At 70.7% G+C, this 12830-nt stretch carries 9 protein-coding genes; 6 read left to right on the top strand and 3 right to left on the bottom strand.

What is annotated here, in order from left to right; translation table 11 throughout:
- Window positions 1–78 precede the first annotated feature (78 nt).
- Window positions 79–834 (bottom strand): GPP34 family phosphoprotein, encoded by a 756-nt coding sequence (locus AB0H32_RS41800; RefSeq protein ID WP_361132761.1) that lies wholly within the window; start codon window positions 832–834, stop codon window positions 79–81.
- Window positions 835–1006: 172 nt separating this feature from the next.
- Between AB0H32_RS41800 and AB0H32_RS41795 the strand changes: the two genes are divergently transcribed.
- Together AB0H32_RS41795 and AB0H32_RS41790 are read left to right on the top strand one after the other, a co-directional pair.
- Window positions 1007–3709, top strand: a complete 2703-nt coding sequence (locus AB0H32_RS41795; protein WP_361132758.1) for a D-alanyl-D-alanine carboxypeptidase — start codon at window positions 1007–1009, stop codon at window positions 3707–3709.
- Between the two features lie 186 nt (window positions 3710–3895).
- Window positions 3896–5797: an MFS transporter gene (locus AB0H32_RS41790; RefSeq protein WP_361132755.1), complete on the top strand. Its 1902-nt coding sequence runs from the start codon at window positions 3896–3898 to the stop codon at window positions 5795–5797.
- Between the two features lie 246 nt (window positions 5798–6043).
- On the opposite strand, the gene AB0H32_RS41785 is transcribed toward AB0H32_RS41790, so the two are convergent.
- Window positions 6044–6868, bottom strand: a complete 825-nt coding sequence (locus AB0H32_RS41785; RefSeq protein WP_361132764.1) for a hypothetical protein — start codon at window positions 6866–6868, stop codon at window positions 6044–6046.
- Window positions 6869–7080: 212 nt separating this feature from the next.
- Here AB0H32_RS41785 and AB0H32_RS41780 point away from each other — a divergent pair, with 212 nt between their 5' ends.
- Both AB0H32_RS41780 and AB0H32_RS41775 read left to right on the top strand, forming a co-directional pair.
- Complete coding sequence (locus AB0H32_RS41780) at window positions 7081–7869, top strand: SDR family oxidoreductase (protein WP_361132752.1); 789 nt, start codon at window positions 7081–7083, stop codon at window positions 7867–7869.
- A 160-nt stretch (window positions 7870–8029) separates the two neighbouring features.
- A complete protein-coding gene (locus AB0H32_RS41775) occupies window positions 8030–9601 on the top strand; it encodes a sodium:solute symporter family protein (protein ID WP_361132749.1) in 1572 nt (523 codons plus the stop codon).
- 364 nt (window positions 9602–9965) lie between these two features.
- Here the strand turns inward: AB0H32_RS41775 and AB0H32_RS41770 are convergent, their stop codons facing one another.
- The gene (locus AB0H32_RS41770; RefSeq protein WP_361132745.1) at window positions 9966–11081 is read right to left on the bottom strand and encodes an ADP-ribosylglycohydrolase family protein; all 1116 of its coding nucleotides are present in this window, start codon (window positions 11079–11081) and stop codon (window positions 9966–9968) included.
- A 316-nt stretch (window positions 11082–11397) separates the two neighbouring features.
- Between AB0H32_RS41770 and AB0H32_RS41765 the strand changes: the two genes are divergently transcribed.
- Together AB0H32_RS41765 and AB0H32_RS41760 are read left to right on the top strand one after the other, a co-directional pair.
- Entirely contained in the window at window positions 11398–11931 is a 534-nt protein-coding gene (locus AB0H32_RS41765; RefSeq protein WP_361132742.1) for a SigE family RNA polymerase sigma factor, read from the top strand.
- Window positions 11928–12830 (top strand): hypothetical protein (locus AB0H32_RS41760; protein WP_361132739.1); only part of this gene is annotated, 903 nt, incomplete at its 3' end. The genes AB0H32_RS41765 and AB0H32_RS41760, both read left to right, overlap by 4 nt.

Genomic DNA, 12830 nt, shown 5'->3' with positions numbered 1-12830 from the left:
CGCCCCCCCCCCCCGGCCCCCCCCCCCCCGCTCGAACCAGCGGCTCCCGTACCGGGTCTTGGGGACTGACGGTGCGGCTCAGTGGGCCACGGCACGCGCCATGGACCCGTGGCGCGGCTGCATCGGAACCCCGCGTGCGGGTTCCGCCGCGGCCCTGGCTGCGGGACCCGCCGGGCGGCCGGCCGCGGCCGGACCGCGCCGCGGCTGGGCCGCCGCGCCGTTCTGTACGTCCATCACGGCATGCGCGACCAGCCCGCCCATGGGGTCGTGCCGGATCAGATCCCGCAGCCGGGACCGGGACGAGCGCCCCTCGTTCCCCGGGTACAGGTGCTTGCCGAGGCCGACGGCGTGTGCCAGGGCGGCGAGCGCCGCGGTCCGCGGGTCCGGCGGTACGCCGGTGCGGATCGCGGAATCCAGCCGGGATCGGATCTCCCGGCTGATGGCGGTGTCCGTCGCCTGGTAGCGAGTCGTCGGCAGCACTCCGCACATCTGCCCCGGTACGGCGGCAACCATGCCGCACCGTTCGAGATGCGAGAGGTAGATCTGACGCAGCCCCAGCCGGGGCCCGCCGATCCAATGGACGGCACGTACAGGAGCGCCACGCCTTCGCAGCAACTCCAACGCGCAGTCCAAAGTCGGATCTCCAGTCGGCCGTGGTACCACCACGGCGATACGATCCCCGTCTGGGGCTATCCGTCCGGCCAGCGCCAGCTCCACTAGCTGTGCTCCGGCCAGACCGAGGTCGAGCGACTGCGGCTGTGCAGTGGTACCCGTGGCCGGGTCCAGTGCCAGCAGCAGAAGCTCCTCCGGAAGTGTTCTGCGGCTCCTGCCCATCCATGCCTCCCCGCGTGGATGAAAGACAGGGTGACCCCTCTCACATTGGTCTGTCGAGGGTGCGTGACCGGTTCGTGAGGGAACCGGTAGGTATGTCGTTCTCGTCTAGCACAGGGGCCAAGCCCTCACACAGGACACTGGTACATGGTTCGGACAGGGCGCGCGCGGAGGCGTGCGCCGCACGGAGGAGGCATCGGTGGCGGGCGAGTCCCCCGACAGGTCGAAGCAGCACAAGTCGTCGGAACCGACGTCGGGGAGCGCGGGTTCGGTTCCCGAGACCCGCGATCCGCGTCTCGCCGTCTCCCGCGAAAAGGATTCCTCGGGCGCCGCGGTGGATACCGCGACGAAGGTCCTGTCGGTGCGGGACGTGAAGGAAGCCGCCGGCTCCGCCGAGGACGCGAAGAAGCCCGAGGCCCCCAAGGACGAGGACGCCGACCTGCGCGAGGCGGTCTCGGCATGGGTCCGCTCGGCGGACACCACGAAGAAGCCGAAGGCTGAAGCCGACGCATCTGCAAAGCCGCAGGAGAAGCCCGAGGAGTCCGCCGAGAAGACCGAGGGCCGGCCCGAAGAGCCCGAGCAGCAGGCAGCTTCCGGAGCCGACGAGGCGGCGAAGGCCGACCAGCCCGAGAAGGAGGCGGAAAAGAAGACGACGGCGGGGGCCGGGTCCGGTTCGGAGTCGGACGCCGAGTCCGCCGCGAAGACCGAGCCGAAGCCGGACGCGAACGCCGACGCCGGCACGGACGCAAGCGTGGACGCCGCATCCGACTCCGACACGGACGCAAAGGCTGACGCCGCCTCGGCTCCGGACTCGGCCCCGAAGAGGGAAGCGGACGCGAAGACTGACGCCGCCTCGGAGCCGGGCGAGAACATAGAAAACGTCGCGGACGACACAACCGCAGCCGCAGCCGCAAAGGCCGCCACCGAGGACAGGGCCAGGACCGCCGCCGAGGACGAGGCGAAGACGGCCGCCGCGAACCGGGCGAAGAGCGCCGCCGTGGACAGGGCGAAGGCCGCCGCCGCGAACAAGGCGAAGAGCGCCGCCGCGGAGAAGGCCAAGACCGCCGCCGCGAACAAGGCGGAGACTGCCGCCGAGGACGAGGCGAAGACTGCCGCCACGGACGGGGCGAAGGCTGCCACCGCGAACCGGCTGAAGACTGCCGCCGAGGACAAGACGGAGACTGCTACCGCGGACAAGGCGAAGAGCGCCGTCGCGGACAAGGCTGCCGACAGGGACGAGCGGTCGGCCGCCGGCGGCGAGGACGCCCCGCAGGGGCCACCCGCGGCCGACGACGAGAACCGCACGGGTGGTGCGGGTGGGAGAGAGAAGACCGCCGAGGGCGAAGCCGAGGCGAAGGACGCCGAAGCCAAGGGCACCGAAGCCAAGAACGCCGAGGCCAAAGCCGCTGAAGCCAAGCGCAGCGTCGATCAGCCCACGACCGTCTTCAAGGCCGCCCGCCCGAAGAAGCCCGAGGTCGACCAGCCGACGACCATGCTCAAGCTGGGCGGCAGCAAGTTCGTCCCGCTGAAGAACCCGGACGTCACCACGTCCGTCCCCCACGTCGGCCCCGAGCGCACCACCCAGCAGCCGCTCCCGCCCAAGCCTCCGCTGGACCTGCTGGCCGAGCTGACGAACACGCCCCCGCCCGCGGAGACCCCGGTCCGCACGATCGTGCGCCGGGTCAAGATCTGGACCCCCCTGGTCCTCCTCCTGGTGATCATCTTCGCGGCCGTACAGGCCTTCCGCCCGCTGCCGTCCCCCACCCTCGCGCTCACCAGCAAGGACAGCTACACGTTCGACGGCGCCAAGCTGCAGCTCCCCTGGCCGGACGAGGGCCAGGGCTGGATCGACGGCGACGGCGTCGGCAACATGGGCAACTTCGGCAAGCAGACGCCCGTGGCCATCGGCTCGGTCGCCAAGACCATGACCTCGTACATCATCCTCAGGGACCATCCGCTCAAGCCGGGGGAGGAAGGCCCGAAGATCAAGATCGACGCGACGGCGGAGAAGGAGGGCGGTTACAGCAAGAGCGGCGAGTCCACCGTCAACACCCTCAAGGCCGGCCAGTTCCTCACCGAGAAGCAGGCCCTGTCGGCCGTCATGATCCCCTCCGCCAACAACATCGCGCGTCTGCTCGCGCGCTGGGACCTGGGCTCGGAGGCGGCGTTCGTCAAGAAGATGAACGACACCGCCAAGGAACTGGGGATGACCAACACGAAGTACACCGATCCCTCGGGTCTGAAGGAGACCACCGTCTCCACCGCCGAGGACCAGGTGAAGCTCGGCCGCGTGGTCGTGAAGAACCCGGCCCTGGTCGCCATCACCAGCGCGGCCAGCTGGACCGACCCCACCGGCCACAACTGGCCCAACTGGAACAAACTGCCGTTCCAGATGGGCGCGATCGGCATCAAGACCGGCAGCACCACCGCGGCCGGCGGCAACCTGCTCTTCGCCTCCCGCAAGACGGTCGGCGGGCAGACCGTGACGATCGTCGGCGCGATCCTCGGCCAGCACAAGGGAACGTCGATCCTCGAGACGGTCAACGTGGTCAGCAAGACCGCGCTGCTCGCCGCCCAGGACGCACTGACCTCGTCGAAGATCCTGAAGAAGGGCGACGTGGTCGGCTATGTGGACGACCAGCTCGGCGGCCACACCCCGGTCGTGCTCACCAAGGACGTCCCCGCCGTCGGCTGGGCCGGCCTGAAGGTGAAGCTGTCCTTCGCCTCCGACCCCGTTCCGCACACCGCGAAAGCGGGCACCACGGTCGGCACGCTCACCGTGGGTGACGGTTCGGCCGGTGCGGTGAAGGTGCCGGTGGCCCTCCAGAAGGATCTGGCCGAACCCGGCTTCACGGACAAGCTGACCCGCCTCGGCTGAGCCGGGCCCCTGGTCCAGCGCTACCGCACCCCGCCGACGGAGCCCCGCGGCGGGGTGCGTGCTAGCGTCACGAAACGGGGCAGGGCGCCGGTCAGGGGACAGGGCCGCGAACTGGACGGGAAGCGGCCGGGAACACCGAGGAAAGCGGCCGAGAACAGAAGACGGGATCACGGGGAGTGCCTTCAGGTGGCCACAACCGAGCCGACACGCGCCGACGACGCCGATCCGGACCCGGGATCCGGCCGAATACGCCTGTCCGCGGCTGACCCGGACGGTCGTGCCGACGGTCATGCCGACGGCCGTCCGGGCGCCCGTCCGCAGGCGCGTCCGGACACGCGCCCGGACAGCGGACTCACCCGTCTCCTCGCCGCGGCCGAGCCCCTGCGGCAGCGGCTCCTGCTGCACCCCGCGCTGTCCATGACTGCCCTCGCGGGTGTCCTGCACATCATCTGGTTCTTCACGTTCGCGAACAGTGGCGGTGATCTCGCGGCCCAGGACGCCTGGGCGGAGTTCGTCGGCCGGCACCCGGACTCGGCGTACAACCTCGCCTGGTACGGGGGCATGCACCCGGTGTCGTACAGCGTGGTGTCGCCGTATCTGATGTCCGTGCTCGGCGTCCGTACGACGATGATGATCGCCGGGACGATCTCGGCAGGCCTGCTGACGATGATCCTCATCCGCAGCCGGTCCGTGAAGAACCCGCTGTGGGCCGCGCTCGCCGGGGTCTTCGCACTGCTCTGCAACGCAATATCCGGGCGGGTGACCTTCGGGCTCGGCACGGTGTTCGCGCTCGGCTCGGTCGCGGCCGTCTTCTGCTGGCCCCACCGGTGGCGGTACAAACGCTGGGCGAAGGCCCTGGTCGCCGCCCCGCTGGCGGCGCTCGCCACGATGGCCTCGCCGGTGGCCGGGCTGTTCGTGGGCCTGATCGCGGCCGCACTGTTCCTGCAGAAGCGGCGGCCCGGCGCCTGGGCCCTGGGGCTCGCCCCCACGGCGGTCGTCGCCGTCTCGGCGTTGCTGTTCCCGTTCTCCGGCACCCAGCCGATGGGGATCGGCTCGGTGATCCTGCCCCTGTCCTACGGCCTGCTGTGCCTGTTCCTCGTCCCCAAGGAGTGGATCACCCTACGGCTCACGGCGGCCGTCTACAGTCTCGGCGTGGTCCTGGTCTGGCTGATCAGCTCGCAGATCGGCTCGAACATATCCCGGCTTCCCATGATGTTCGCGGGTGCGACACTGATCGCCGCGCTGCCGTACACGGTGCCCCGCAGCCGCAAGTGGTACGTGACCGTGCTGGCCTTCCTGGGCTTCGTCGGCTGGATCGGCTTCAAGTCGGTCGACGACATCATCCACACCACCCCGGCGGCGTCCTGGGCCCGCGAGCTTGCCCCGCTGGTCAACGAGCTGCAGCACGTCGGCGCCGAGAAGGGCAGGGTCGAGGTGGTCCCGGCGCGCTCGCACCGCGAGGCCTCCGCGCTCGCGCCGTACGTCAACCTGGCCCGCGGCTGGAACCGGCAGGCCGACATGGAGCGCAACCCGCTCTTCTACGACGACACGCTGAACTCGGCGAACTACCACGAGTGGCTGCAGCGGTGGGCCGTGCACTTCGTCGTGCTGCCCAAGGACAACCCGGACGGGGACGGCGGCGAGCGCGAGCGGGCGCTGCTGCAGCGTGGGATGCCGTACCTGAAGCAGATCTGGGGCGATGCCAACTGGCAGCTGTTCAAGGTGACCGACCCGACGTCGATGGCCGAGCCCGACGCGGTGGTGGACCGGGCCGAGCAGGGTGAGATGACGCTGGAGGTCCGCAAGGCCGGGCGGATCCTGATCAAGATCCCGTACTCGCCGTGGCTGAGCGTCGTCGACGAGCACGGCAAGAGCCTGAAGGCGCCGCAGGAGACGGAGGCGTCCAGGCATCGGGCCGCGGGCATGCCGAAGGCGTACGACAACGTCAACGGGTGTCTGATGGAGACGCCGGAGGATGCGAAGGGGGACAAGTGGACGATGTTGCTCGCGCCGAAGGCCGGGACGTACCGGTTGGCCGCGCCGTACCAGTTGCCCCGCGGCACTCCCTGCCCTGACGAGCTGAAGTGACCCCTGGGGGCTCCGCCCCCAGCCCCCCCCGCTCCCCACCCACCCACCCACCCGACTCGGTCGGCCGAGAAGCCGGACCGGCAGGGCGAGGGCGCGCCGGGGATACTCGGTCGGCCGAGAAGCCGGACCGGCGGGGCGGGGGCGGGGATACTCGGTCGGCTGGGAGCCGGACGGGCCGGGCGAGGGTGGGGCTACTCCGCCGACCGGAGCGGAGGGTCGGACGGGCAGGGCGGGGACGGGACGGGGTTATGTGGTGGTCCGCAGGGCGCTCACGTAGCGGTCTGTGCCCGGGATGGTGGGGATGAAGGGCGCGACCAGTTCCACCCGGCCCAGTCCCGACTCCCCCACCTGCTCGTCCAGCCCCGTGAAGTGCTCCTCCCAGCACTCCCGCGGGCCCACCTCCAGGAACCACAGCAGGGTCAGCCGGGTGTCGACGCCCTCGACCTGCTTGACGTAGGTCATGCGGTCGCCGGGCAGGGGCGTCGGCCTGAAGACGGTGACCATCGCGGCCGGGGAGCCCGACAGCCGGCGGGGCAGATGGCGGGTCCGCAGCCACTCCAGCAGCTGGGCCCGCTGCTCCGCCGACTCCGCGTCGATCACCTCCACCACCAGGCCCGCATACGGATGGTCGAGCGCGTGGAAGTCCCTCGGGCCCGCCGCGCCGTCCCGGTAGACCGTCGTCGCGTGGTCCTGGAATGCCGTGAAGACGTGGGTGCGGTCGTGGTAGACGCGGGCGTCGCGGTTGAGGCGCTTGTTGATCGCGACCGTCCACTTCATGTGGTCGTCGTAGCGGGCGTCGGTGATCCAGTACGTGGAGATGTAGCAGCCGGCGGTGACCGGCCGGGCGATGGCCGACTTCTCGGGGTAGCGCAGGAGCTGCAGGTCACGGGTGGCGACCCAGCGGCGGCCGGCGTACATCCAGGGCATGGCCATCGCGCCGGCGTAGTAGTGGTCGTCCTCGTACCAGCGGTTGTAGGCGTACTCGTGGCCGGGGTGCGGCTCGACCATGGTGATCAGTGCGTGGCCGGGACGGACGCCGTAGGGGCCCACGGCGGCCAGTTCGGCGTACATCTCGCTGCTGGTGCCGCTCGCGCTGCGGGTGCCGGTCTCACCGCGGGTGCCGCTCGCGTTACGGGTGCCGGTCTCGCCGTGGGTGCCGTTCTCGCTGCGGGTGCCGGTCTCCTCGGACATGAACGCTCCTCCCCTTCCGTCCTCCTGCACTCGCCCATACTCTGACGCTCCGTCAGATGATGCGCCAGAGCCAGGACAGCTGGAGGTCCGCCATGTCACTGCTCGCAGGCAAGACCGTCGTCGTCTCCGGAGTCGGGGCCGGACTCGGCCACCAGGTCGCCGCGGCCGTCGTGCGGGACGGCGGGAACGCGGTGCTGGGAGCGCGCACCGGGGCGAACCTCGCCAAGAGCGCGGCCGAGATCGATCCGGACGGGGCGCGCACGGCGTACCGGGCGACCGACATCACCGACGAGGGGCAGTGCGAGGCGCTGGCAGGGCTGGCGCGGGAGCGGTTCGGGGCGATCGACGCCGTGGTGCACGTGGCGGCCTGGGACTCCTACTTCGGCGGGGTCGAGGACGCGGACTTCGCGACCTGGCAGACGGTCATCGATGTGAACCTGCTGGGGACGCTGCGGATGACCAGGGCATGCCTGCCGGCACTGAGGGCGGGCGGGGGCGGGTCGGTGGTGTTCATCGGGACACAGTCGGCCGTCGCCGCGCCCTCGCAGGTGAAGCAGGCCGCTTACGCCGCCTCGAAAGGGGCGCTGACCAGCGCGATGTACTCGCTGGCGCGGGAGCTGGGGCCGCACCGGATCCGGGTCAACACGGTGCTGCCGGGGTGGATGTGGGGGCCGCCGGTGCAGGCGTACGTACAGTTCACCGCGCAGACGGAGGGGGTGCCGGAGGCGGAGGTACTGGGGCGGCTCTCGGAGCGGATGGCACTGCCGGAGCTGGCGACGGACGGGGACGTGGCCGACGCGGCGGTGTTCCTGTCCTCGGACCGGGCACGGGCCATCACGGGGCAGTCGTTGCTGGTCAACGCCGGTGAGCTGATGCGCTGAGGCAGTCGGACTCCCTGCACGTTCGTTCATATAGATGAACTGAAGTCATCACGACGAACATCTTTACCCTCTCTTGACCCTCCCCTTCCTTGCAGTGCGTCCATGTTCGAAACCAGAGTTCACATGCCTGACCTTGGCTGGGAACGCTGGAAGGGGACACATGAACGGTCTCGACTGGGCCGTGCTGATCGGCTACTTCGGTGTCATGGTCGCGATCGGCCTCTGGTCGCACAAGCGCGTGGACGACGTCAGTGACTTCTTCACTGCGGGCGGCAAGATGCCCTGGTGGCTGTCCGGCATCTCGCACCACATGTCGGGATACAGCGCGGTGATGTTCACGGGGTACGCGGGAATCGCCTACACCTACGGCGTCACCTCGTTCGTCACCTGGTCCTTCCCGATCGCGCTCGGCATCGCCATCGGCTCCAAGCTGTTCGCGCCGCGCATCAACCGGCTGCGGTCCAGGCTCCATGTGGCCTCTCCGCTCGAGTATCTGAAGAACCGTTACAACCTCCCCACCCAGCAGGCGCTCGCATGGTCGGGCATGCTGCTGAAGATCGTGGACGTCGGTGCCAAGTGGGCGGCGATCGCCACCCTGCTGTCGGTGTTCACGGGCGTGACGCTGAACCAGGGCATCCTCATCACCGGGGCGATCACGGCCGTCTACTGCACGATCGGCGGCCTGTGGGCGGATGCGCTCACCGAACTCGGCCAGTTCGTCATCCAGTTGCTGGCCGGCATCTCGATGTTCGTCGCGGTCGTGGCGAAGCTGAACGACAAGAACATCGGCTTCTTCGGCGCCTGGGACGAGAGCGCACTGCACGGCCACGGCAAGCCGCTGGTCGGACCGTACGGCACGGTCTTCCTTCTCGCGTTCCTCTTCATCAAGCTCTTCGAGTACAACGGCGGCATGCTCAACCAGGCCCAGCGCTACATGGCGACGGGCAGCGCGCGGGAGGCCGAGCGCTCGGCGCGGCTGTCGGCGATCCTGTGGCTGGTCTGGCCGGTGGTCCTCTTCTTCCCCATGTGGATGGCCCCGCTCCTCGTCCACGCCAAGAAGCCGGACGGCTCCGACTCCTACGCGCTGATGACCGAACAGCTGCTGCCGCACGGGTTGTTGGGCCTGGTCATCGTCGGGTTCTTCTCGCACACCATGGCCATGTGCTCCTCCGACGCTAACGCGATCGCCGCGGTCTTCACCCGTGACGTGGCGCCCGTGCTGTCGCGCAGGGCGCGGAGCTGGGGCGCGCGCCCGGGTCTGATCGCGGCCCGTGTGACGACGGTCGTCTTCCTCGGCCTGTCGATGGCGGTGGCGACGCAGGTCAACTCCCCCGCCTTCAAGGACATCATCACCGTCGTGATCAAGTGGGTCGCGGGCCTGATGGGCCCGATCGCGATCCCGATGATGCTCGGTCTGCTCCGCACGTTCCGCCGCTCCGGCCCGACGGCGGCCCTCACCAGCTGGGCTGCGGGACTGCTGGCCTTCTGGCTGGTCAACTACCCCATCAACTGGAGCGTCGACGGCGGAGTCCCCCTCCAGTACCAGGTCTCGGTCCCGCTGGCGGTCTCCCTGGTCCTGTACATCCTGATCGGTTACCTGAAGCCGGAGGACACCCCCGAGCGGCTGGCGATCATCGACCGGGTGAACACGGACGGGGACGGTGTGACGGCGGTTCCGGTGCCGACCGCGGCGGGCGACGACATCGTGGGGGCGCCCAACCAGCCTCTGTAGGCGGCCGGTTGAGCTGCGGCGCCATGAGGCTGCGGGCCGATCCCCGAGTGCGGGTACGTGAGGGCCGGTTGAGCTGCGGCGCCATGAGGCTGCGGGCCGATCCCCGAGTGCGGGTACGTGAGGGCCGGTCGCGCAGTTCCCCGCGCCCCTGAGGGTTGCAGTCACCGCGGCTGCACAGTGCACGCTCCCGAACGCGGGCCGATCCCCGAGTGCGGGTGCGTGAGGGCCGGTCGCGCAGTTCCCCGCGCCCCTGAGGGTTGCAGTCACCGCGGCTGCACAGTGCACGCTCCCGAACGCGGGCCGATCCCCGAGTGCGGGTGCGTGGGGGTCGGTCGCGCAGTTCCCCTCGGCTCTTTGGGGCGGTTCAGGCTCGCGGGTATCTGGTCAGCCAGGCTGGGGACGAGCCGGCGGGGCCGTGGAGGGCGGGGCCCTGGGTCATTTCCATTGCGAAGTCGTCGGCGAGTTCCAGGATGGTCGGCCGTCCTTCCAGCTCGGCCAGCCAGGCCGGCGGGAGGGCGGTCTCGCCGTGCAGGGCGCCGAGGAGGCCGCCGGTCAGTGCGCCGGCCGCGGCGGAGGGGCCGCTCTGGTTCACCGCGAGGCACAGGCCGTGCCGTACGTCCTCCCCCACCAGCGCGCAGTACACGGACGCGGCCAGCAGCCCGTCCGCCGTGCCGTCGCCGGCCAGTTCCTCCACCCGGGACGGGCCGGGCAGCCCCTGCCGCACCGCACCGAGCGCGTGCTGGAGGGCGTCGGACACCGGCTGGTGGCCGGGGCGGGCGGCGAGCAGGGCGAGCGCCCGCTGCACGGCGCCGTCCAGGCTCTCGCCGCGGGCGAGGGCGTGCACGACGACGGCGTAGGCGCCCGCCGAGAGGTAGGCGATGGGGTGCCCGTGGGTCTGGGCCGCGCACTCCACGGCCAGCTGGATCACCAGCTGCGGCTCCCAGCCGACCAGCAGGCCGAAGGGGGCGGACCGGGTCACCGCCTCCGGGCCCAGCTCGCCGGGGTTCTTCGGGGTCTCCAGCGTGCCCATGGTGTCGTCGCCGAGGCCGATGAGCAGCGCCCGGGTGGGGTCGCGGCGGGCGTAGAGCCATTCCTCGCGCGCCAGCCACCCGTCGTCCTTGCGCCGCTCGTCGGGCCCCCAGTCCCGCTGGGTGGCCGCCCAGCGCAGATAGGCCCGGTGCAGGTCGGTCGGCGGATGCCAGGCGCCGGTGTCCCGGCGCACCTGGGCGCGGATCAGCCCGTCCACCGTGAAGAGGGTGAGCTGTGTGTGGTGGGTGACCGTACCGCGCCCTCCGTGCCCGTAGGCCAGGTCGAGCAGGCCCTCCGCGCCGTACACGGACCGGATCTCGTCCAGGGCGAGCGCATCGGCCGGCCCGCCGAGCGCATCGCCGACGGCGGCACCCAGCAGCGTGCCGCGCACCCGGCTGCGGAAGTCCTGCTGCTCGGCGCGGCCCCAGACGGCACCGGACGTGGCACCCACGCAGACCTCCTCACAGCACCGCCCGTACGTACGACGTCCAGCACTGTAATCGACCGGGGACGATCGGTTCACGGGGGCAAATCGGCCCCGCCCGGTCATTCCCGTACAGCTACGGGTACCTGTCTTTGAGCCGTGGGCCTACCGGGCGGGTCACAGCCGCAGGAAGACAGCCCCGAAGTTCCCGGCCGCCCATGGGTCGCGGCCGCGTGCAACCCTGGGCGGCCCGGGTTCCGTGTAGGGCGTAGGGAGAGGCTGAGACCCGGGTCGGCCCGGGTCCGGCGCAGGCGACGCCTGGATGCGTGAGACGAGGAAGAGCGTGACGGATCATCCCCGCGAGACCGACTTCCGAACCTGGGTGCTCGAGCACCGGACCCGCCTGCGTACGACGGCGTTCCTGCTCTGCGGTGACTGGTACCTCGCCGATGACCTCGTCCAGGACGCGCTCGGACGGCTCTACTCCAGGTGGGGCAGGGTGGTGGCATCCGGTGATCCGCGTGCCTACGTCCGTCGGATCCTCTGCAATCTCCACACCGACTACCGACGCCGACCGGCAAGGCGTGAGATCAGCGAGGCGGATGTGGCCCTGCTGGACTCACACCCGCACACCAGCATGGTCGAGCGCGACGACGATCTGATCGCCGCCCTGTTGACGATCCCGACGGGCCAGCGGACCGTGCTCGTCCTGCGTTTCTTCGAGGATCTGTCGGTCGAGCAGACCGCGGCCCTGCTCAGGACGAGTGCGGGCAACGTCAAGAGCCAGACGAGCCGCGGCCTGGAGGCTCTGCGCTCCGCGCTCCGGACACGACCTGCCCAGGCCGCACGACCGACCACGATCGAAGGAGCATCGTGACCCCCGACAAGACGCCGGAGGACCTCGGCGCGCGTATCGCGTCCCTCAGCATCAGTGGTCCTGCCGACCGCATCGACATCGACGAGGCGGTCCGCGCGGGGACGAGGCAGCGCCGGCGCCGGCGGTTCGCCGTCGCCGGTGTGTTCGCCTGCGTCGTGGCCGTCGCCGGATCGGTGGCCGTCGCCACGCAGACGAGCCACGACAGGAGCAACACCATGGCCACTCCCGGCTTCGGCCGCGCGGCCCTGAATGCCGAAGTCCTGGGCGGGCGGTGGATCGCCGTCCGGATCGACGGGCGCGACGTCTCGTCGTGGCGCGACGCCAGTGGCATTCCGGCGAACCTCATCATCGGCGCCGACGGGGTGCCGAACGGATGGCAGGTGAACAGGGCGTGCGGCCCGCTGGTCGGCGGCACCTTCACGGTACGGGCGGACGGCTCGTTCACCGCCGTGCTGCCGCCGCCGCGGTTCCAGTCCTGCCCGATGTCCCACACGGTGCCCCCCGACCTCCTGGACGCCCTCGCGCGTACCGCTTACGTCGACGTGGACCGGCCGGCCGGCTCGGCCGCCCGGACGCTGCGGTTCCTGGACGGCCACAGGAAGCTCGTCGCGCTGTGGCGCGAGGACACCACGACCGGCTCACCCGCCGCCGTGTGCAAGAAGGCGCTCGGGGACAAGTCCACTTCCGACGGCACGTTCACCACCGTCGAGCGGGTCCGCGCGAAGCACCTGGCCGCGACGGACGCGAACCCCGAGGACGTTCTGCCCCACGTACCCGGCGGCACCGTCGCCGTCCACTGCTCGGCCTCGGTCGCCATGGGCCTGGCCTCCACCGGCCCCGCGTACAGCCTCGCCGCCACGCTGGGCATCATCGTGGCCGGGGTCGGACTGCAGGCCCCG

The sequence above is a fragment of the Streptomyces sp. NPDC020362 genome (assembly GCF_040642095.1).
Classification (GTDB): domain Bacteria; phylum Actinomycetota; class Actinomycetes; order Streptomycetales; family Streptomycetaceae; genus Streptomyces.
This window is presented reverse-complemented; position numbering and strand designations above follow the sequence as displayed.

Bases quoted from the DNA above. Each gene is read 5' to 3' on its own strand.
- AB0H32_RS41800 (WP_361132761.1), bottom strand. From the start codon at position 834: ATGGGCAGGAGCCGCAGAACACTTCCGGAGGAGCTTCTGCTGCTGGCA.
- AB0H32_RS41785 (WP_361132764.1), bottom strand. From the start codon at position 6,868: ATGTACGCCGAACTGGCCGCCGTGGGCCCCTACGGCGTCCGTCCCGGC.
- AB0H32_RS41780 (WP_361132752.1), top strand. From the start codon at position 7,081: ATGTCACTGCTCGCAGGCAAGACCGTCGTCGTCTCCGGAGTCGGGGCC.
- AB0H32_RS41775 (WP_361132749.1), top strand. From the start codon at position 8,030: ATGAACGGTCTCGACTGGGCCGTGCTGATCGGCTACTTCGGTGTCATG.